Annotated in this window: 16 protein-coding genes; 12 read left to right on the forward strand and 4 right to left on the reverse strand. The window is 57.8% G+C overall.

Translation table 11 applies throughout. The features are described 5' to 3' along the window. Nucleotide 1 precedes the first annotated feature (1 nt). The 4 genes from fdx to sseB all read left to right on the forward strand — a co-directional run bounded on the left by fdx (nt 2) and on the right by sseB (nt 2,788). Complete coding sequence (fdx, locus tag KW828_RS10525; protein ID WP_088219419.1) at nt 2–337, forward strand: ISC system 2Fe-2S type ferredoxin; 336 nt, start codon at nt 2–4, stop codon at nt 335–337. A gap of 1 nt (nt 338) precedes the next feature. Continuing rightward, nucleotides 339–539 (forward strand): Fe-S cluster assembly protein IscX, encoded by a 201-nt coding sequence (gene iscX / locus KW828_RS10530; RefSeq protein WP_088219418.1) that lies wholly within the window; start codon nt 339–341, stop codon nt 537–539. Between the two features lie 180 nt (nt 540–719). Further along, nucleotides 720–2,009 (forward strand): aminopeptidase PepB, encoded by a 1,290-nt coding sequence (pepB, locus tag KW828_RS10535; RefSeq protein ID WP_218336311.1) that lies wholly within the window; start codon nt 720–722, stop codon nt 2,007–2,009. Nucleotides 2,010–2,011: 2 nt separating this feature from the next. After that, nucleotides 2,012–2,788: an enhanced serine sensitivity protein SseB gene (gene sseB / locus KW828_RS10540; protein WP_218336312.1), complete on the forward strand. Its 777-nt coding sequence runs from the start codon at nt 2,012–2,014 to the stop codon at nt 2,786–2,788. Between the two features lie 159 nt (nt 2,789–2,947). Here sseB and KW828_RS10545 read toward each other — a convergent pair whose 3' ends face one another. From KW828_RS10545 to KW828_RS10560, 4 genes are all read right to left on the reverse strand, one after another. After that, nucleotides 2,948–3,718: a MurR/RpiR family transcriptional regulator gene (locus tag KW828_RS10545; RefSeq protein ID WP_218336313.1), complete on the reverse strand. Its 771-nt coding sequence runs from the start codon at nt 3,716–3,718 to the stop codon at nt 2,948–2,950. An 18-nt stretch (nt 3,719–3,736) separates the two neighbouring features. After that, complete coding sequence (gene sseA / locus KW828_RS10550) at nt 3,737–4,582, reverse strand: 3-mercaptopyruvate sulfurtransferase (RefSeq protein ID WP_218336314.1); 846 nt, start codon at nt 4,580–4,582, stop codon at nt 3,737–3,739. 221 nt (nt 4,583–4,803) lie between these two features. Next, the gene (locus KW828_RS10555) at nt 4,804–6,165 is read right to left on the reverse strand and encodes a 6-phospho-alpha-glucosidase (protein WP_218336315.1); all 1,362 of its coding nucleotides are present in this window, start codon (nt 6,163–6,165) and stop codon (nt 4,804–4,806) included. Nucleotides 6,166–6,176: 11 nt separating this feature from the next. Next, on the reverse strand, nt 6,177–7,721 hold the full coding sequence (locus KW828_RS10560; RefSeq protein WP_218336316.1) for a PTS transporter subunit EIIC: 1,545 nt from the start codon (nt 7,719–7,721) through the stop codon (nt 6,177–6,179). Between the two features lie 283 nt (nt 7,722–8,004). Between KW828_RS10560 and KW828_RS10565 the strand changes: the two genes are divergently transcribed. From KW828_RS10565 to KW828_RS10600, 8 genes are all read left to right on the forward strand, one after another. Next, entirely contained in the window at nt 8,005–12,954 is a 4,950-nt protein-coding gene (locus KW828_RS10565) for an alpha-2-macroglobulin (protein WP_218336317.1), read from the forward strand. Nucleotide 12,955: 1 nt separating this feature from the next. Then, on the forward strand, nt 12,956–15,280 hold the full coding sequence (pbpC, locus tag KW828_RS10570) for a peptidoglycan glycosyltransferase PbpC (protein ID WP_218336396.1): 2,325 nt from the start codon (nt 12,956–12,958) through the stop codon (nt 15,278–15,280). Nucleotides 15,281–15,449: 169 nt separating this feature from the next. Further along, nucleotides 15,450–17,834 (forward strand): DMSO/selenate family reductase complex A subunit, encoded by a 2,385-nt coding sequence (locus tag KW828_RS10575; RefSeq protein WP_256350119.1) that lies wholly within the window; start codon nt 15,450–15,452, stop codon nt 17,832–17,834. Then, nucleotides 17,831–18,460, forward strand: a complete 630-nt coding sequence (locus KW828_RS10580) for a DMSO/selenate family reductase complex B subunit (protein WP_218336318.1) — start codon at nt 17,831–17,833, stop codon at nt 18,458–18,460. The genes KW828_RS10575 and KW828_RS10580 overlap by 4 nt, the downstream gene beginning before the upstream one ends. Next, on the forward strand, nt 18,453–19,241 hold the full coding sequence (locus KW828_RS10585) for a DmsC/YnfH family molybdoenzyme membrane anchor subunit (protein ID WP_218336319.1): 789 nt from the start codon (nt 18,453–18,455) through the stop codon (nt 19,239–19,241). Before KW828_RS10580 ends, KW828_RS10585 begins: the two co-directional genes overlap by 8 nt. 46 nt (nt 19,242–19,287) lie before the next feature. Next, complete coding sequence (locus tag KW828_RS10590; protein ID WP_371316122.1) at nt 19,288–20,112, forward strand: 4Fe-4S binding protein; 825 nt, start codon at nt 19,288–19,290, stop codon at nt 20,110–20,112. A 122-nt stretch (nt 20,113–20,234) separates the two neighbouring features. Next, a complete protein-coding gene (gene ndk / locus KW828_RS10595; RefSeq protein ID WP_218336321.1) occupies nt 20,235–20,666 on the forward strand; it encodes a nucleoside-diphosphate kinase in 432 nt (143 codons plus the stop codon). A 151-nt stretch (nt 20,667–20,817) separates the two neighbouring features. Then, a complete protein-coding gene (locus KW828_RS10600; protein ID WP_218336322.1) occupies nt 20,818–21,984 on the forward strand; it encodes a bifunctional tRNA (adenosine(37)-C2)-methyltransferase TrmG/ribosomal RNA large subunit methyltransferase RlmN in 1,167 nt (388 codons plus the stop codon). The last annotated feature ends 285 nt before the right edge of the window (nt 21,985–22,269 follow it).

Genomic DNA, 22,269 nt, shown 5'->3' on the forward strand with positions numbered 1-22,269 from the left:
CATGCCTAAGATTGTTTTTCTGCCTCATCAGGACCTCTGTCCGGATGGCGCAGTTCTGGAAGCGAAAACCGGTGAAACCATTCTCGACGTTGCACTGCGCAACGGTATTGAGATTGAACACGCCTGCGAAAAATCCTGCGCCTGCACCACCTGCCACTGCGTGGTGCGTGAAGGTTTTGACTCGCTGACCGAAAGCACCGAAGACGAAGACGATATGCTGGACAAAGCCTGGGGGCTGGAGCCGGAAAGCCGTTTAAGCTGTCAGGCTCGCGTTGCCGATGAAGATCTGGTGGTCGAGATGCCGCGCTACACCATCAACCACGCACGGGAGCATTAATATGGGCCTCAAGTGGACCGACAGCCGCGAAATCGGCGAGGCGCTGTACGACAGCCGCCCGGATCTGGATCCGAAAACCGTTCGCTTCACTGACCTGCATCAGTGGATCTGTGAACTGGAAGACTTTGATGACGACCCAAACGCATCCAATGAAAAAATTCTGGAAGCGATTCTGCTAGTCTGGTTAGATGAAGCAGAATAATTTCCACGTCATGTTTCACGTTGCCGGTGCGTTGCCTTCGCTCGCTCACCCCTGTCACATAGTTATCTATGTTCCAGGGGATTCTCTTGCTTGCCGCCTTCCTGCAACGCGAAACATTTAGTGGAAAACGGGCTGCCTGCGGGCGGCCCTTTTAACATACAGGCCAGCAAGGATAAAAAAATGACAACTGAAGCCATGAACATCACGTTATCCACCGCGCCTGCCGATGCGCGCTGGGGCGAAAAAGCGACCTACAGCATCGATGCTGAAGGCATTACGTTGCACCTTAACGGCAAAGACGATTTAGGTTTGATCCAGCGTGCCGCGCGGAAAATCGACGGCCTGGGCATTAAACACGTCGCGCTGGCGGGCGAAGGCTGGGACGTGGATTGCAGCTGGGCCTTCTGGCAGGGGTATAAAGGGCCAAAAGGCAGCCGTAAAGTTGAGTGGGCCAGCCTGCCGGAAGCGGAACAGAAAGAGCTGGACAGCCGCCGTAAAATTATCGACTGGGTGCGCGACACCATTAACGCCCCGGCAGAAGAGTTAGGCCCGGAGCAACTGGCCGAGCGTGCGGTCGATCTGCTGAGCGACGTCGCCGGTGACAAGGTCAGCTATCGCATCACCAAAGGCGAAGATCTGCGCGAGCAGGATTACATGGGGATCTATACCGTGGGTCGCGGTTCTGAGCGCACGCCGGTACTGCTGGCGCTGGACTACAACCCAACCGGCGACAAAGACGCGCCGGTGTTCGCCTGCCTCGTCGGCAAAGGCGTGACCTTTGACTCCGGCGGTTACAGCATCAAGCAAAGCGCCTTTATGGACTCCATGAAGTCCGACATGGGCGGTGCGGCCACCATCACCGGCGCCCTGGCGTTTGCCATCACCCGTGGGCTGAACAAGCGTGTAAAACTCTATCTCTGCTGCGCCGACAACCTGATCAGCGGCAACGCCTTCAAGCTGGGCGATATTATCCGTTACCGTAACGGCAAAACCGTTGAGATCATGAACACCGATGCGGAAGGCCGCCTGGTGCTGGCGGACGGCTTAATCAACGCTGATAAGCAAAAACCGCAGATGATCATCGACGCCGCCACGCTGACCGGCGCGGCGAAAACCGCACTGGGCAACGATTATCACGCGCTGTTGAGCTTTGACGACCAGCTGGCCAACCGTCTGCTGGCGAGTGCCGCGGCGGAAAACGAACCCTTCTGGCGTCTGCCGCTGGCAGAAATTCATCGTAGCCAGCTGCCGTCGAACTTCGCGGAACTTAACAACACCGCCAGCGCTGCTTTCCCTGCCGGGGCCAGCACCGCGGCAGGTTTCCTGTCCCACTTTGTGGAAAACTACAAACAGGGCTGGCTGCACATCGACTGCTCCGCAACCTATCGTAAAGCGGCGGTTGAGCAGTGGTCTGCAGGTGCAACCGGTTTGGGCGTGCGTGCGATCGCCAACCTGTTGACGGCGGAATAAGCATGTCGGAAACGAAAAACGAACTGGAAACCCTGCTTGAGCAGGCGGCCACGGAACCTGCACACCGCCCGGCGTTTTTCCGGGCGCTGATGGCGGCGACCGTCTGGGTGCCAGGTACGGCAGCCGAAGGAGAGGCCGTTGTTGCAGACTCCGCGCTGGAGCTTCAGCACTGGGAAAAAGATGACGGCACCTCGGTGATCCCGTTCTTTACCTCACTGGAGGCATTACAGCAGGCAGTGAGCGACGAGCAGGCCTTCGTGGTGCTGCCGGTGCGCACTCTGTTCGAGATGACGCTTGGCGAAACGCTGTTCCTGAACGCTAAACTGCCGACCGGGAAAGAGTTCACGCCGCGGGAAATCAGTCATCTGGTGGGCGGGGAAGAGAACCCGCTCAGTCAGCAGGAAGTGCTGGAGGGCGGCACCTCGCTGCTGCTGTCAGAGGTGGCAGAACCGCCCGCGCAGATGATCGACTCGCTGACCACGCTGTTTAAAACCCTGAAGACGGTGAAGCGGGCCTGGCTGTGCTCCATCAAGGAAGGGGCTGACGCACCGGCGAATTTGCTGATTGGCATTGAAGCGGAAGGCGACGTCGAGACGGTGATCCAGACCACGGGCAGCGTCGCCACCGACACCCTGCCTGGGGATGAACCTATCGACATCTGTCAGGTAGTGGAAGGCGATAAGGGCATCAGCCACTTTATGATGGCGCATATCACGCCGTTTTATGAAAAGCGCTGGGGCAGCTTCCTGCGCGACTTCAAACAAAACCGTATCATTTGATCCCCCACAGGCCGGATGGGGCGCTTGCGCTGCTATCCGGCACACTCTTACCCGGTCTTTGTAGGCAGGATAGGGCGCTTGCGTTGCCATCCGGCACAGTAAGTATCACCCGGTCTTTGTAGGCCGGATAAGGCGGTTACGCCGCCATCCGGCACAGGATCACCCGGTCGCCTCCAGCAACAGCAAATCCATCAATAACACCAGATTTGACTCAAATGACGTCACGCCTGCGGCTTCGGCGTCGAAGTGCACCGCTTCGTCGTACAGCGGAAAGTGCAGATCCGCCATCCCTGCCAGCGTATTCGCCGAGGCGCGGGTAAACGCGACTACCGTCATGCCAACGTTCGCGGCGATGGCGGCTTTATCCACCACTTGCTCCGTTTCGCCGCTGCGCGACACAGCAATAAACACCTCATAGCGCGCCGCATTGCTGAGAAAAATATTGCGGCTGTCACCCGGCCCGGAAATAAATGCCGTCTTGCCCAGCACCTGCAATTTTTTGGTCAGGTATTCGGCGAACAGATAGGAAAACCCGGCCCCGTAGAGGAAAAAGCTCTCTTTTTCCCGCAGCAGCGCCGCAAACTGGCGGCGCTTCTCTTCCGTCACCCAGCGAAAGGTTTGCTGATAGTTGTTGATAAACTGGTTGAACAGCAAAGGCAAATCCGGGCTAAGCCCGGCTTCAGCAGCGATATGCGGTGTGTCGGAGAGCAACTGCTTGCAATGCCAGATCAGCTCGCTGTAGCCGCTAAACCCCAGCTTCTGGCATAAACGCATAATGGTGGCGGTGGAAACATAGGTCGCCTGCGCCAGATCGCGCACGGTCATTTTGCCCACCTGCAACGGATGCGCCGTCAGATGGGCCAGTACACGGTACTCCGCCCGCGTCAGTGATTTGCTGTGCGTCAGCAGGGGCGCCAGTCGGTTATCCATATCCGGGGTTATCCTTGCTTAGACAGGCTCAACGGGCAAATCATCCCGCGCCCCCCATTCACTCCATGAGCCGTCATACAATTTGACATCGTTAGCGCCAAGCGTGGCCAGTGCCAGGATCACCACCGCCGCCGTCACGCCGGAGCCGCAGCTGGCGATGATCGGTCTGGTGATGTCCACACCCTGACGTTCAAAAATTTCTTTTAACTCATCGGTGGTTTTCAGCTCGCCTTCCACCACCAGATCCGGCCAGGGCACGTTAAGCGCACCGGGAATATGGCCGCGACGCAGACCGGGACGCGGCTCGTCGGCTTCGGCATTAAAGCGCGCCGCCGGACGGGCATCCACCAGCTGCGCGGTGCGTTCATGGCTAACCAGCAGCACATCGGTAAGACGTTTTACCCGATCGGCATCGAAGGTCGCCTCGAAATCACTTTCCGGCAGCGTGACATCTCCCTCCTGTAGCGGCAGCCCGGCGCGTTGCCAGCCTGCCAGCCCGCCTGCCAGAATCGAGACAGTTTCCACGCCAAAGGCTTTCAGCATCCACCAGGCGCGCGGCGCGGAGAACAGATTGCCCTCATCGTATACCACCATATGTTTCTGGCCATCGACGCCCAGCTCGCGCATTGCTACCGCAAAGGCTTCGGCACGCGGCAGCATGTGCGGCAGGGGAGTGGTGTGATCGGAAAGGGCTTCAATATCAAAAAAAACCGCGCCCGGCAGATGCCCGGCGCGGTATTCAGCGTTCATATCCCGCAGATGCTCCTGTCCGGCAGGGGCCATACGGGCGTCAATAATCTGGATCTCAGGATCATCACTGTGTTCGATGAGCCAGTCGGCTGCGACAAAATATGAGGTGGTCATGGTTATCTCCGTCAGCGTCTTTACCCGTCATACTTCAAGTTGCATGTGCGTTGGCTGCCTTCGTTCACCCCAGTCACTTACTTGTGTAAGCGCCTGGGGATTCGCTCAGTTGCCGCCTTCCTGCAACTCGAATTATTTAGGGTATGTATTAACGGATTGTCGGTGTTTTTTCCCACACCGACAAGTTAACCATCGCTAAGTCGCGAGCAAGCTTCAGAAAATTACACAGATTCCCCGTCACGCCAGGCTTTTTTTAGCGCCGGCCAGTAACCCTCATTCGCCGCGATCATGTCATCCAGAATGGCTTTCGCATGCTGCATGGTCGGCACGGTACGGTTTAGGGTAAAGGCCTGTAGCGCTTTCTCGTAGCTGCCCTCAATGGTGGCCTCCACCAGTAACTGCTCTGATGCCAGCTGCTGCATCAGGAGCGTCTGGTGGAATAACGGCACAGCACCCATGCGCACCGGCTCCGGCCCCTGCGAGGTGATATACGCGGGCACCTCCACCATGGCGTCATACGGCAGATTGGCGATCGCGCCTTTGTTTTCCACAATCACCAGATGGCGCTGACGCAGGTCGAAGGCCAGCGAGCAGGCCACATCGACGATAAAGGCCCCGTGCACGCCGACATGAAAGGCATCGGGGAGAATACCGGTACGCTGGTACTCTTCAGCGGCGGCAAACAGTTTTTTCTCGCGCCCGTTCATCACTTCATTGGCGCGGGTGATGTTCGGATCCTGATGTTCAACGATCTGGTTCGGCATCAGGTAATACTGCAAATACGGGTTCGGCAGGTACTCCGGAAAGTGCTCCATAATCGGCTGGATATTGCGCCAGGTTTTCACCCACGACGGATCCGAGTGCTGCGGATCGGTTTGCGCCGCATCTTCCGTCAGCAGGCCAAATTTCGCGATATGACGACGCAGTTCCGGCAGGCGATCTTCGCCATCCACCAGCACGCGAGTAAACCAGCCAAAGTGGTTCAGACCAAAATAGTCGACCTCCAGCTTATGGCGATCAACGCCGAGAATGGCGCCCATATTACGCATGGCGGCGACGGGCATATCACAGATATTCAGTACCCGCGCATGAGGACGCAGACGGCGTACCCCTTCGGCCACGATAGCGGCCGGGTTGGAGTAGTTGACGATCCACGCCTCTTTGTGAGCATAGCGCTCGGCGAGATCAATCAATTCCACCATCGGCAGAATGGTACGCAGGCCGTAGGCCAGTCCGCCTGGGCCACAGGTTTCCTGACCGACCACGCCGTGACGCAGAGGGATTTTTTCATCCTGCTCGCGCATTTTGTACTGCCCGACGCGCATCTGGGCGAAGACAAAGTGCGCACCGCTGAACGCCACTTCCGGATCGCTGGTAACGGTAAATTTAATGCTCTGACTGTGGTCACGGATCACTTTTTCCACCACTGGCGCGATAGTGTTCTGGCGCGCGGCGTCAATGTCATAAACGCGGATCTCCGCCAGCGGAAAATCTTCCAGGCGCACCATCAGGCTTTTCACGATGCCAGGGGTATAGGTACTGCCGCCACCGGCGATAGCTAAAATAAAGGGAGGTTTAAACATGTTTGGCTCCTTTAGAGAAACGTCTCAACGGCTTCTCGCATTTTTTTGACATGCAGCCCGTAGACCACCTGAACGTTATTACCTTGTTTGATGATGCCTTTCGCGCCGGTTGCTTTCAGGCGTGGCTCATCAATGATGTCGACATCTTTTACCGTCACCCGCAGACGGGTGTAGCAGTTGTCGACCACGTCGATATTGTCGCGACCGCCCAGCCCCAGCACGATGGCTTCGCCCAGCCCGCTGTTATTGCCTTTCGCCTGATACTCCTGCTTGCTGTACAGTCGCGTCTCCTGATCGTCCTCTTCACGTCCCGGCGTTTTCATATCAAAGCGGCGGATCAGGAAGCGGAAAATCACGAAGTAGAGGCAGAACATGATCAGCCCGACCAGGATGTACATCGGCCAGTTGGATTTTTCGGTGCCGAGCGGCAGGTTATAGAGAATGAAATCAATGATGCCGTTCGCGCCGATAGCGTGCACACCCAGCAGATAAAACAGCATCATGCCGATACCGGTGAGCACCGCATGCACCACAAACAGCAGCGGGGCGACGAACAGGAAAGAGAACTCGATGGGTTCAGTGACGCCCACCAGCAGGGAGGTTAACGCCGCCGGAATAAGAATGGCTTTCGCCGCCGCTTTACGCTCTGGTTTTGCGGTCATGTACATCGCCAGAGCCGCCGCAGGCAGGCCAAACATTTTGCTGATGCCGCGCGCATCCCAGACCACGGTACTGCTCAGCTGTTTCACCTCCGGGCAGGCCATCTCTGCGAAGTAAATATTTCGCGCGCCCTGATATGTCTGGCCGCACACGTCTGCCGTGCCGCCCAGCTCGGTATAGAGGAACGGGGTATAGACCAGATGATGCAAACCGGTAGGCACCAGAATGCGCTCAAGAAAGCCGTATATCGCTACGCCAACGGGACCTGCGCCTTTGATCGCCAGCGCCAGCGTGCTGATACCGTGCTGGGCGAAGGGCCAGAGTTCACTCATGATGACGCCTAACACCATCGATACCGGCAGCATAATGATCGCCACAAAACAGTGGCCGGAATAGATCGCCATCGCCCCGGCAAACTGTACGCCGGAGTAACGGTTATAGAGGTAGCCCGACAGCGCCCCGGTGAGGATGCCGGCAAACACGCCCATCTCCAGCACCTGCACGCCAAGTACCATGCTTTGACCGGCGGCTTTCATTTGATCGGCTGGCGCCAGCTCGCCCTGCATTTGCAGCGTGACGTTCATGGCGTTGATAAAGACGACAAAGGTAACCAGGCCAATCAGCGCGGCGTAGCCTTTATCCCGCGCGGCAAGTCCCACCGGGATCCCCACGGCAAAGACCAGCGCCAGGTTTACCAGCACCGAGACGGCAGACTTAGCGATCAGCTGTCCGAGGTTCTGAATAATCGGGTGGCCGAGAAAAGGCACGTAGTCGGCCAGATTCCCGTTACCGAACACATTGCCAAATGCGATAAACAGACCCACAATTGGCAGGATAAGTACCGGACCATAAAGCGATTTACCGAAATTCTGTAGGGCATTAACGGCTCTTTTCATAACGTATTCTCTTATATGAACCGCGCACAACGGTGCGAAGACAGGATAACGGTAGCAGTCGCAAGCGGTGCTTATCCAGCTATCTTATTGTTTTAAAAACAAATGACGCATAACGTAACATGTAACGTTATGCCCTGTGATCCACCCGACAATGGTGCATCAACAGGCGAAAGGCAATTTGCGAGGCGTCTTCCAGAGTCGCAATCTGACTTTGTAATTCATCAATTCGCGCATAATAATCAGCGTACCGTCGCGTAACGGACTTTTGGGCAAGGGACACAGGATGAAACCGTTAAAATTAGCGGCGCTGTCAGTCGCATTACTGACAGCGCTCACCGTCGTGGGTTGTGATGACAACGATAAGCCGCAGGCCGCACCGGCTAAAGCGGCCACCACCGCAGAGGCAAAACCCACCGCGAAGCCTGATGCGGCGCAAAGGGAAAAGCTGGCGGCGCAAAGCAAGGATAAAGCGCTGACGCTTATCGATGCCTCGGAAGTGCAGCTGGATGGCGCTGCAACTCTGGTGCTGACCTTCTCTATTCCGCTCGATCCCGACCAGGATTTCGCGCAGAACGTCCACCTTGTCGATAAGAAAAACGGCAAGGTAGATGGGGCGTGGGAGCTGGCCCCCAATCTGAAAGAACTGCGTTTACGTCACCTGGAGCCAAACCGCGAGCTGGTGGTATCCGTTGACCGCGGCCTGCTGGCGCTGAACAAAGCTACCTTCGGCATCGATTACGAAAAAACCCTCACTACCCGTGATATTCAGCCCAGCGTTGGCTTTGCCAGCCGTGGCTCGCTGCTGCCGGGTAAAGTGGTGGAAGGGCTGCCGGTGATGGCGCTCAACGTTAATAACGTCGACGTGAATTTTTACCGCGTCAAACCCGAATCACTGCCCGCTTTCGTCAGCCAGTGGGAGTACCGTAATTCGCTCTCCAACTGGGAGTCAGACGAACTGCTGAAAATGGCGGATCTGGTTTATACCGGGCGTTTTGACCTCAATCCGGCGCGCAACACCCGTGAAAAACTGCTGTTGCCGCTCAGCGAAATCAAGCCGTTGCAGCAGGCAGGCGTCTATATCGCGGTGATGAATCAGGCCGGGCATTACACCTACAGCAATGCCGCCACGCTCTTTACGTTGAGCAACATCGGCGTTTCCGTGCACCGCTACCACAACCGGCTGGATGTCTTCACGCAGAGCCTCGAAAATGGCGGTGCGCAGCAGGGTATTGAAGTGATGCTGCTCAACGAGAAAGGGCAGACGCTGGCGCAGTCATTAAGCGATGACAAAGGCCATGCAGCGCTGGAAACTGACAAAGAGGCCGCGCTGCTGCTGGCGCGCAAAGACGGCGAAACCACGCTGCTCGATCTTAAACTCCCGGCGCTGGATCTGGCGGAGTTCGACATCGCGGGCGCACCTGGCTACAACAAACAGTTCTTTATGTTTGGCCCGCGCGATCTCTATCGTCCTGGCGAAACGGTGATCCTTAACGGCCTGCTGCGTGATACCGACGGTAAACCGCTGGCGGCGCAGCCGGTCAAGCTTGAAGTCGTTAAACCTGACGGCCAGGTAGTTCGTACGCTGGTGAGCCAGCCGCAGGACGGGCTGTATCAGGTGAATTATGCGCTTGATGCCAACGCACAAACGGGCCTGTGGCATGTGCGCGCCAATACTGGCGACAACCAGGTGATCCAGTGGGATTTCCACGTTGAAGACTTTATGCCGGAGCGCATGGCGCTGGTGCTGGAAGGCAGTAAAACGCCGCTGGCGATGGCCGACAATGTCAGCTTCGGCGTTACCGGTTACTACCTGTATGGCGCACCGGCTAACGGTAACACCCTGCAGGGGCAGCTGTTCCTTCGTCCCCTTCGTGAGGCGGTAAAAGCACTGCCAGGTTTCCAGTTCGGCAACATCGCGGAAGAGAATCTCTCCCGCAGCCTGGATGAAGTGCAGGCGACGCTGGATGAGAAAGGCCACGGCCAGGTCAGCGTGGAAAGCCAGTGGCAGGAAGCGCATTCGCCGCTACAGGTGATTTTACAGGCCAGCCTGCTGGAATCCGGTGGTCGCCCGGTAACGCGTCGCGCGGAACAGGCCATCTGGCCCGCCGAGGCGCTGCCCGGTATCCGTCCGCAGTTTGCCGCCAAAGCGGTCTATGACTATCGCACCGACACCACCGTTAATCAGCCGATAGTCGATGAAAACAGCAATGCGGCTTTCGATATTGTTTACGTCAACGCGGAAGGCGTTAAACAGCCGGTTTCCGGGCTGCAGGTGCGGCTGATCCGCGAGCGCCGCGACTACTTCTGGAACTGGTCTGAAAGCGAAGGCTGGCAGTCGCAGTTTGATCAAAAAGATCTGGTGGAAGGCGAGCAATCGCTGGATCTGCGTGCTGATGAAACCGGCAAGGTGACCTTCCCGGTGGAGTGGGGCTCTTATCGCCTCGAAGTCAAAGCCCCGGATGAAACGGTCAGCAGCGTGCGTTTCTGGGCGGGTTACAGCTGGCAGGATAACAGTGATGGCGCGGGCGCGGCGCGTCCCGACCGCGTCACCATGAAACTTGATAAACCGGCCTATCAGCCTGGCGATACCATTAAATTACATATTACGGCACCGGCCGCGGGTAAAGGTTACGCAATGGTCGAATCTGCCGAAGGCCCGCTGTGGTGGCAGGAGATCGACGTGCCGGCTGAGGGTCTGGACCTTGACATTCCGGTGGATAAAGCCTGGAAACGTCACGATCTCTATCTGAGCACGCTGGTTGTGCGCCCGGGGGATAAATCCCGCTCAGCCACGCCGAAACGTGCGGTTGGGCTGCTGCATCTGCCGCTTGGCGATGAAAACCGCCGACTGAACATCGCGCTGGATAACCCGCTGAAAATGCGTCCGAATCAGGATCTGACGGTCAAAGTGAAGGCCACGGTGAAAAATGGCGAGGTGCCGAAAAAGGTGAATGTCCTGCTTTCCGCCGTTGATAGCGGCGTGCTGAACATTACCGATTACGTTACGCCAGATCCGTGGAACGCTTTCTTCGGCCAGAAACGCTACGGCGCGGACATTTACGACATCTACGGACAGGTGATTGAAGGGCAGGGACGGCTGGCAGCGCTGCGCTTCGGGGGTGACGGTGATGAGCTTAACCGCGGCGGAAAACCGCCGGTCAACCATGTGACGATTGTTGCTCAACAGGCACAGCCGGTGACGCTGGATGAAAACGGCGAAGGTACCGTCTCAATGCCGATTGGCGATTTCAACGGCGAGCTGCGTCTGATGGCGCAGGCCTGGACCGACGACGATTTTGGCAGCAGTGAAAACAAAGTCGTTGTCGCCGCGCCGTTAATCGCCGAGCTTAATATGCCGCGCTTTATGGCGAGCGGGGATACCACGCGCCTGACGCTCGATCTCACTAACCTGACCGACAAACCGCAAACCCTCACTATCTCCCTGAATACCAGCGGGCTGATTGATCTGGAAGGCGCACAGCCGCAGCCAGTGAACGTTGCCCCTGGCGCACGCTTTACGATGCACATTCCGGTACGGGCGAAAGAGGGGTTTGGCGACGGTGAAATCAACGCGCAAATCAGTGGCCTGGCGCTGCCGGGTGAAACCTTCCCGGCGCAGCAAAAGCAGTGGAAGATTGGCGTGCGTCCGGCGTACCCGGCGCAGACGGTCAATACCGGTATGCTGCTCAATCCGGGTCAGAGCTGGAGCGCGCCGTCATCGAGCCTCAGCGGTTTCGCGGCAGCCACCCTGCAAGGTCAACTGCTGCTGAGCGGCAAACCGCCGCTGAACCTGGCACGCTACATTCAGGAGCTGCGCGCCTATCCGTATGGCTGCCTGGAGCAAACCGCCAGCGGTCTGTTCCCGTCGCTTTATACCAACGCCGCCCAGCTGAAGGCGCTGGGCATTGCCGGTGACAGCGATGAAAAACGCCGCGCGGCGGTGGACATCGGTATCGCCCGTCTGTTGCAGATGCAGCGCGATGACGGCGGCTTTGCCCTGTGGGATAAAAATGGCGCGGAAGAGTTCTGGCTGACCGCCTACGTCACCGACTTCCTGGTTCGCGCCGGACAGCAGGGTTATAGCGTACCGACCGAGGCACTCACTAATGCCAATACCCGTCTGCTGCGCTATGTGCAGGATCCGGGCGTGATTGCCGTGCGCTACAGCCAGGACAGCGAGGCCAGCAAATTTGCCGTTCAGGCCTATGCCGGTCTGGTGCTGGCGCGTCAGCAAAAAGCCCCGCTCGGGGCATTGCGCGAGATCTGGCAGCATCACGATAAAGCGAATTCTGGCCTGCCGTTAATGCAGCTGGGCGTCGCGCTGAAGCTGATGGGCGATGAAGCCCGCAGCAGTCAGGCGTTTAAACTGGCGCTCACTACGGCGCGCAAAGGCGGCGATCGCTGGACAGGGGATTACGGCAGTGCGCTGCGTGATAACGCCCTGATGCTGGCGCTGTTGCAGGAAAACAATCTGCTTAACGACGCACAGAATCAGCTGTTGATGACCCTGTCCGAGCAGGCTTACGGTCAGCGCTGGCTCTCCACGCAGGAGAGTAACGCGCTGTTCCTGGCGGGCAAATCCCTGCAGGATCTGCCGGGTACCTGGCAGGCGCAAACCTCTCTGGAGGCGGAGGCGTTGCACGGTAATAAATCCCTGACCCGTAACCTGACGGGCGATCAGCTGACGGCGTTGCAGGTGACTAACACTGCGGATACGCCGCTGTGGCTGCGTCTGGACACCAGCGGCTACCCGGAATATGCGCCGCAACCCTCCTCGAATGTGCTGCACATTGAACGCCGCATTTACGGTACAGACGGTCAGGCCACCACTTTCAGCTCGTTGAAAAGTGGCGACCTGGTGCTGGTGGCGCTGGAAGTGAACGCCAGCCAGAACGTGCCGGATGCGCTGGTCGTCGATCTGCTGCCTGCCGGTCTGGAACTGGAAAACCAGAACCTGGCCAGCAGCAGCGCCAGCCTGCAGGACAGCGGTGATGAGATCCGCAACCTGCTGAACCAGATGCAGCAGGCGGATATTCAGCACATGGAATTCCGCGACGATCGCTTTGTTGCCGCCGTGGCGGTAAACGAAGGGCAGCCAGTGACGCTGGTCTATCTGGCGCGTGCAGTGACGCCGGGCACGTATCAGGTGCCGGTGCCGCAGGTGGAATCGATGTATGTACCGCAGTGGCGGGCAACGGGGGCTGCCAGCGGCCCGCTGATTGTCACCCCATAACGTGAAGCAACATCATAAATTGCGCTCCCGCGGGCTTTGGCTTGCGGGAGCGTTGTTGTTCGTACTGGCGATGGTCTGGCTCGCGGACCGCATCTGGCCGCTGCCGCTCACCGAGGTGCACCCGGCCCGCGTGGTGGTCAGCGAAGACGGCACGCCGCTGTGGCGTTTCGCTGATGCCGAGGGTATCTGGCGCTATCCGGTGACCATCGAAGAGGTTTCGCCGCGTTATCTGGAGGCGCTGATCCACTATGAAGATCGCTGGTTCTGGCAGCATCCGGGCGTTAACCCGCTCTCGGTGCTGCGCGCGGCCTGGCAGGATCTGAGTTCAGGGCGGGTGGTGTCCGGCGGCAGTACGCTGACCATGCAGGTGGCGCGTCTGCTCGATCCCCATTCCCGTACTTTCACCGGCAAAGTGCGCCAGCTCTGGCGCGCGTTGCAACTCGAATGGCACCTCTCCAAGCGCGATATTCTTACGCTTTATCTCAATCGCGCCCCGTTTGGCGGCACCCTGCAAGGCGTGGGGGCGGCAAGCTGGGCTTATCTGGGTAAACCTCCGTCTCAGCTCAGTTATGCCGAGGCGGCACTGCTCGCGGTATTACCGCAGGCACCGAGTCGTCTGCGACCTGACCGCTGGCCGGAACGCGCCCAGGCGGCGCGGGATAAAGTTCTGGCAAGAATGGCACAGCAGGGCGTCTGGTCCATGGAGCAGGTGCAGGAATCACGGGAAGAGCCGGTGTGGTTGTCACCCCGGCAAATGCCGCAACTCGCTCCGCTGTTTGCCCGTCTGGTCGCCGGGAAAACCCGCAGCGATAAGATCGTCACGACGCTGGATGCCGGGCTGCAACGACAGCTTGAAGATCTGGCGCTAAACGTAAAAAACCGTCTGCCGCAGCGCAGTTCGCTGGCGATGATCGTCGTCGATCACACCGATATGAAAGTGCGCGGCTGGGTGGGATCGGTGGACATCAACGACGACAACCGTTTTAGCCATGTGGATATGGTGACTGCCGTGCGCTCGCCCGGCTCGGTACTGAAGCCCTTTATTTATGGCCTGGCGATGGACGACGGGCTGATCCATCCGGCATCTCTGTTACAGGATGTGCCGCGTCTGTCCGGCGACTACCGCCCCGGTAACTTTGACAGTGGTTTTCACGGTCCGGTCAGCATGAGTGAGGCGCTGGTGCGATCGCTGAATCTGCCGGCGGTGCAGGTGCTGGAAGCTTACGGACCTAAGCGTTTTGCCGGGCGCCTGCGTAATGCCGGCTTGCCGCTGATTTTACCCGCCGGAGCGGAGCCTAATTTATCGCTGATCCTCGGCGGGGCAGGGGCGCGGCTGGCGGATATTACTGCTGCCTACAGCGCCTTTGCCCGTCAGGGGAAAGCGGGCGCGCTGCGTCTGCTGCCGTCCGATCCTCTTGCTGAACGCCCACTGCTTTCGCCTGGTTCAGCCTGGATCATTCGCCGTATTCTGGCCTCGCAGGCGCAGCCGCTGCCGGACAGCGCCCTGTCGCCGGTAGTGCCGCTGGCCTGGAAAACCGGCACCAGCTATGGCTACCGTGATGCGTGGGCGATTGGCATTAACGCCCGCTATGTGATTGGCATCTGGGTTGGCAGGCCGGACGGTACGCCGGTCGCCGGTCAGTTTGGCTTTGCCAGCGCCGTGCCGCTGCTTAATCAGGTGCATAACCTGTTGCAGTCGCAGTCGGTGAGCGGCAAAGCGCGTCAGCCTGTCGACCCGCGTCCGGCGTCGGTGACGCGCGGCGTGATTTGCTGGCCTGGCGGGCAGTCGCTGCCGCAGGGCGACAGCAATTGTCGCCGCCGTCTCGCGACCTGGCTGCTCGACGGCAGCGAGCCGCCAACGCTGTTGTTATCGGATCAGGAAAGCGTGAACGGCATTCGTTTCCCGATCTGGCTGAATAAGGCCGGGGAGCGGGTGGCCGCCGATTGTCCGGATGCCACGCAACAAACACTCATTGTCTGGCCGCGTCCACTGGAAGCCTGGCTACCGGCAGGGGAGCGCCGCGCCGCACGGTTACCCCCCGCGTCGGCGCAATGTCCGCCACCGCAACAAAATGCCGCCGCGCCTTTGTTGTTAACCGGCGTCCGGGAAGGGGCGCTGATCCGCCGCTTACCGGGGGAAGCGCAGGTTTCGTTGCCGCTGTATGCGCCCGGTGGTGAAGGACGCCGCTGGTGGTTTATCAACGGCGAAGCCCTGGAGACCTCTTCCGCACGATTAACCCTGCAATTGACGAAGGCAGGCAGCTATCAGGTGGTGGTTATGGATACTTCAGGGCAAATGACGACCGTCAGCTTCGAATTACGCTGAAAATGCGAATGTGGCTGTCCGCAAAGCATCCTGTCAATAAAAGATATTTAGGTTAAGATGATTTTAAAATAATAACTTAGCGGGCATTGATAAAAGTCAAAAGCGTCTGGTAGGAAAAAGAAGAAACTTACGTTTCTACATGCTTATTTTCTTTTTTTTACGGATGAAAATGAATAATTCAAGAGACTCACGACCCAAGGACGGACTCACCCCTGTTTCACGCCGTAGCTTTTTGCAGGCCAGTTCCGCTTTACTTACCTTGCCCTTTTTATCCTCTGCCGGTCATGCCGCGCCTTCAGCGGCACAACCCCCTCTTGTCGCTGCCGATAAAGAGCGCGTGGTGCAGACCTGCAGTACCTTTGACTGTGGCGGCAAATGTGACATTCGCGCTCATGTGCAGGGCGGTGTCGTCACCCGTATCTCCACCCGTGCCGATAACGAACTGGATACGCAGATGCCGGTGATGCGTGCCTGTGTGCGGGGCCGCAGCTACCGGAAATTTGTTTATCACCCGGATCGCCTGAAATACCCCATGAAACGCACCGGCAAGCGCGGTGAAGGGAAATTCGTGCGCATCTCGTGGGATGAAGCCACCACCCTGATCGCCGAAAAGATGCGGACAATCACCGCCACGTATGGCCCCGCCTCGCGCTATGTTCATGTCGGGACTGCGGTGTCCGGCGGTGCGTTGTCCGGCACGGCAATGGCGCAGCGCTTACTGAGCCTGACCGGCGGGTATTTGGCCAGCTATCACTCGGTCAGCATGGGCAATACCGCGGCGGCCACGCCCTATACCTACGGCGTGGCGGCCAGCGGCAGTTCGCTGGACACACTCGTGGATACCAAACTGGTGATCCTCTGGGGCCACAACCCGACGGAAACCATTTTTGGTCACACGAACCACTACTTTCAGCAGATGAAGCAAAATGGCACCCGCTTTATCGTCGTTGATCCGCGCTATTCGGATACGGTAGCGTCGCTGGCAGACCAGTGGATCCCGCTGCTGCCCACCACCGATAACGCCCTGATGGATGCGATGATGTACGTCATCGTCACCGAATCGCTGCATGACGAGGCATTTATCCGGCGCTATACGCTGGGCTTTGATGAGGCGTCGATGCCGGAAGGCGCACCGCAAAACGAATCGCTGGTGGCGTATCTGACCGGCGTGAAAGACGGTGTACGCAAAACCCCGGAATGGGCGGAGACGATCACCCATGTTCCGGCGCAAACCATCCGCCAGCTGGCGCGGGATTACGCCACCACTAAACCGGCAGCGCTGATCCAGGGCTGGGGACCGCAGCGCCACAACTGCGGCGAACGTACTGCGCGTGGCTCGACGCTGCTGGCGACCATTACCGGCAATGTCGGGGTGAAAGGCGGCTGGGCGGCGGGCTACGGCGGCTGTGCGAACCGCAAATTTACCGTTGGGCCGGAAATGCCGGATAATCCGGTCAAAGCCCAGATTTCGGTAATGAACTGGGTGCAGGCGGCAGAAGATGCGTCAAAAGTTACGCCGCAGGACGGGCTGAAAGACGCCGAAAAACTCGACAGCCCTATCCGGCTGCTTTTCTCGCTGGCGGGCAACTATCTCACCAGCCAGAACCCGGATGTGCATCAGGCCGCCAGAATGCTGGAGGATGAATCGAAAATTGAGTTTATCGTCGCAAGCGATCTGTATATGACGCCCAGCGCGAAATACGCCGATCTGCTGCTGCCGGAAACCAGTTTTATGGAGCGGTGGAATATTGGCGAAACCTGGGGGACCGGCAGCTATCTGATGCTGTCAGAGAAACTTATCGAACCAGAATTCGAGCGCCGTTCCGACTACGAATGGTTGCGCGAGGTGGCGGCGAAGCTGGGCGTGGAACCAGCGTTCAGCCTGGGACGCGATGAAAAACAGTGGATTGAGAGTATCTGGCAGCGCACGCGTGAGGCGATGCCGGATGAGCAACTGCCGGATTTCGCAACCCTGCAAAAAACACGTCAGCACCTGTTCAAAAGCGAGCCTTATGTGGCTTTCGCCGATAATATCCGCGATCCGCAGAATCACCCCTTCCCGACGCCATCCGGCAAAATCGAGATCTTCTCTCAGCGGCTTTACGACATGCAGCACCCGGAAATCCCGGCGCTGTCCCATTACGTGCCCGCTCACGAAGGGCCGGACGATCCGCTGGCGCAAAAATATCCGTTACAGCTGATCACCTGGAAAGGAAAAAACCGCGCCAACTCTACGCAATATGCCAACCCATGGTTGCAGGAAGTGCAGACGCAAAAACTGTGGATCAACCCGCAAGACGCGCAGGCGCGCGGGATCCGCCAGGGTGATGAGGTGCGTATTCATAACGATCGCGGTATCAGCGTGGTGCCGGCGGAAGTGACGCCGCGCATTATCCCCGGCGTAGTGGCAATGCAGGCCGGGGCCTGGTGGCAGCCCGATGCGCAAGGTATCGATCGCGGGGGCTGCGCCAACGTTCTGAGTTCAGCGCGTATCACGGCGCTGGCGAAAGGGAATTCCCATCAAACGATGCTCGTTGAGGTAGTAAAAGCATGAGTCAGTTTATCGATTATCCACCCGTGAGCGACAAGCAACTGGGGTTCTTTATTGATTCTTCCCGCTGCTCTGGCTGCAAGGCGTGTCAGGTGGCCTGCAAAGATAAAAACGATCTGGACGTCGGGTGTCGGCTGCGTCGCGTTTATGAAGTGACCGGCGGCGGGTTTATGCCAACCGGGCAGGGCGGGGTGCAGAATAACGTGTTTGCCTACACGCTTTCTATTTCCTGTAACCACTGCGCCGATCCGATCTGCACCAAAAACTGTCCGACCACCGCCATGCATAAACGGCCGGGCGATGGCATCGTGCGGGTCAACACCGATAAGTGCGTAGGCTGTGGCTACTGCGCCTGGTCCTGTCCTTACGGTGCACCGCAACTAAATACCCGGACCGGGCAGATGTCAAAATGCGATTTCTGCGTTGATTTGCAGACCAAAGGGGAACCGCCGGTGTGCGTGGCAACCTGTCCGTTGGGGGCGATCAAGTTCGGACCGATCGATGAACTGCGCGCCCGCTGGGGCAATGTGGACCGCGTGAGGGGGCTGCCGGACGCCGCCATGACGCAACCAAATTTAGTGATCAAAGCGCATCAGGGCGCGGAAAAAGAGGATCTGTATCATGGCTGATTCCGCGCTGTTACTTTTTACGCTGTTGTTGCAGGGATCGGTGGGCATCACGCTGTGGCTGGTGGTACTGCGTTGCCGATCCGGCTTCCTGCTTCCTGAATTGATCTTCGCTTTCGGCATGGGCATGGCCGGGGTAATTATTTCTTTTCTGCACCTTGGCTACCCCCTCAATGCTTTCAACGTGATACGCAATGTCGCCACGTCATGGCTAAGCCGGGAAGTCGTTTTCAGCGCGTTGTATCTGACAGTGCTGGGCCTGTGCACGCTGATGGCGCTGGTTCGTCATTCCATCAACGGCGCATTGCTGATGCTGGCCGGGCTGCTGGGAACGGTGGCGATATTCTGCATGGCGCAGACTTACATCCACACGGCGGTCGCCACCTGGCAGCATGTCAAAACGCTGGTTTTCTTCCTTGCCACGATGGGGGTGGTTGGATCGGTGTTTATCGCGCTGGCGTCGCCGGATATAAACAGACCGCGCATCAGGCTGGCAGTAGCCGTGGTGATCGCCATGGTGCTGGCGCGCATCCTGGTGCAGCCGCTGTGGATCTACTCGATCCTTACGCATAAGCAGCACATCGTTACACTGCCCCATGCGCCACTCACGCGGCTGCTACAACTTCGCGAGTTCTATATGTTGAACTGGACGCTCAGCGTGGTGGGGATGGCGCTGTTTGCCATTGGCGGCTTGCGCAAAAAGAAAGTGATGATGATAGCTGGCGGCGTATTGCTGCTGCTGGCTGAAATCGTTCTGCGCTATGTTTTCTTTTGCGTAGGCTAAGGGGGGGCGGGTGAGGGGAAACGCGCCCGTAATCACTTCGCGCTGTGTGCGTGAAACCCTGCGTTTTGCCACCTGCCGCGCGTGTGCGGACGTTTGTCCTGTGCAGGCGATAGCCGTGACGGAGGATAAGTTCACGCTCAACAGCGAAATTTGTCTGTCCTGCGGCGATTGTCTGTTTGTCTGCCCGACAGAGGCCATCAGTGGTATTGAACCGGTACTGCGTCACTACCAGGGCGATGCGCTGGTGGCCCCGTTATCGCTGCGGGCAGCCAGTACGGAGGAGCTGTTGATCTGGCACCGACGCTATCATCTTCGTGCGGTGGCCTGTGATATAGATACCCAGCCTGGCTGGGCGCTGGCGGTGGCGCGACTTAATCTGACGTTGCGCCGTTACCAGCAGCCGCAGTGGCGGATCGTTCCACCCTCTGCCGCCGGAATCAATACTGCGCGCCGGGCATGGATCCATGTCGCGGATCCGCACATCCACCGCGCGCGCGTACCGGCGGGAAGGCGGGTGTTGCGTCAGATGTACCCGCAGGTTAGCGACTGGCTGCCTGACATTGATCTCAAGCGCTGCCAGTTGTGCGGGGCGTGCTGGCGGGTCTGTCCTGAACAGGCGTTGCGGCTGGAAGACGAAAATATGGTGACTGATTCGGCACGCTGTACTGGCTGTGGTAACTGTCAGGCGGTGTGTCAGCATCAGGCGGTAACCCTGAACGCCGGGCCGCAGCATCAGCCCGTCAGGATATTGCCGCTGGTCTCTGCCCGCTGCGCCTCCTGCCAGCGAACGTTTCTGGCATTGCGTACCGACAGAACGGTTTGCCCGACCTGCGCACAGCATCAGCACGGTATGCGCGGGCATTGTTGCTAATACTCATCTTATTTTAAAAAAATGTTACCTTCGTCCATAGGCAATAGGGCGCATGCTCTCTATAATTCGCGCCGGGTCATACACATGTATGCACAACGACAAAACATAACACTGAGGTAATCATGGCTATTGAACGTACTTTTTCCATCATTAAACCTAACGCGGTGGCAAAAAACGTTATTGGAAACATCTTTGCGCGCTTTGAAACGGCAGGTCTGAAAATTGTCGGTACCAAAATGCTGCACCTGTCCACTGAAAAAGCCGGCGGTTTCTACGCTGAGCATCAGGGCAAACCTTTCTTTGACGGTCTGGTTGAGTTCATGACCTCCGGCCCGATCGTTGTTACTGTGCTGGAAGGCGAAAGCGCGGTACGTCGTCACCGTGAAATCCTCGGCGCAACCAACCCGGCTGACGCGCTGGCAGGCACCCTGCGTGCTGATTACGCCGACAGCTTTACCGAGAACGGCACTCACGGTTCTGATTCCGTGGAATCTGCTGAACGTGAAATCGCTTACTTCTTCGCAGAAGGCGAAGTGTGCCCGCGCACCCGCTAATCATTTATTTGGTAAATGTCACGCGCAGGCGTGGCATCTGCACAGCATAATTTGTACAATGCAACGCCCCAGGACGAGCACAAGCTTTCCGGGGCGTTTCTTTTTAACCCTCCACGGGCCATAACGTGTAATAACGAGGCCGGAATAAAATATGTCTGAACATACTGTTACGCCTGAAGCCGTTATCTCAACGGTACCGAATAAAGACGCCAAAATTAACCTGCTGGATTTAAACCGTCAGCAGATGCGCGAATTTTTTAAAAATATGGGCGAAAAACCCTTCCGCGCCGATCAGGTGATGAAGTGGATGTACCATTATTGCAGCGACAACTTTGATGACATGACTGACATCAACAAGGTGTTGCGCACCCGCCTGAAAGAAGTCGCTGAAATCCGCGCCCCGGAAGTGGTGGAAGAGCAACGCTCCGCTGACGGCACGATCAAATGGGCGATTGCCGTGGGCGATCAGCGCGTCGAAACCGTTTATATCCCGGAAGACGATCGCGCGACGCTGTGCGTGTCCTCGCAGGTTGGCTGTGCGCTGGAGTGTAAATTCTGCTCCACGGCGCAGCAGGGCTTTAACCGCAACCTGAAGGTTTCTGAAATCATCGGCCAGGTGTGGCGCGCGGCGAAAATCGTCGGCGCGGCGAAAGTGACCGGTACGCGTCCGATCACCAACGTGGTGATGATGGGCATGGGCGAACCGCTGCTTAACCTGAACAACGTGGTACCGGCGATGGAAATCATGCTGGATGACTTCGGCTTTGGTCTGTCAAAACGTCGCGTGACGCTCTCCACCTCTGGCGTTGTGCCCGCGCTGGATAAACTCGGCGATATGATTGACGTGGCGCTGGCGATCTCCTTGCATGCCCCGACGGATGAAATCCGTGACGAGATCGTGCCGATCAACAAGAAGTACAACATCGAAACCTTCCTCTCCGCCGTGCGTCGTTACCTCGAGAAGTCCAACGCCAATCAGGGCCGTGTGACTATCGAGTACGTGATGCTCGATCACGTGAACGATGGCACCGAGCATGCGCATCAGTTAGCAGAATTGCTGAAGGATACGCCGTGCAAGATTAACCTCATCCCGTGGAACCCGTTCCCGGGCGCACCTTATGGACGCAGTTCGAACAGCCGTATCGATCGCTTCTCTAAAGTGCTGATGGAATATGGCTTTACCACCATCGTGCGTAAAACGCGCGGCGACGATATTGACGCCGCCTGTGGTCAGTTGGCGGGCGATGTTATCGACCGTACTAAGCGTACGCTGCGTAAACGTATGCAGGGTGAAACCATTGCGGTTAAAACCGTCTGACAACGATGCTTAGCGGTACAGTCTGTGTACCGCTAAGCATAAGTATGTGGAATATACCGCCCAAATATACTCGTGTAGTCAATAATTACGGTGCGTTTCAGCCGTGTTTAGGGCAGTATGTAATGATGGAACAACAGTTTAGCCTGTAAGAAGAAAGCTTAACTGTTAACACCTGGCAGACCGTCTTATACTGTCTTGCTCAGGTTGACTGAACCAGACGTTTCGCGGTGCGGGTAGGCATTCTGACTCACCGGCGCCTCAATTTACATTTCACGTACCAGCAGT

Origin of the sequence: Enterobacter sp. ENT03, from assembly GCF_019218745.1 — a bacterium.
Taxonomy (GTDB): Bacteria; Pseudomonadota; Gammaproteobacteria; order Enterobacterales; family Enterobacteriaceae; genus Enterobacter_D.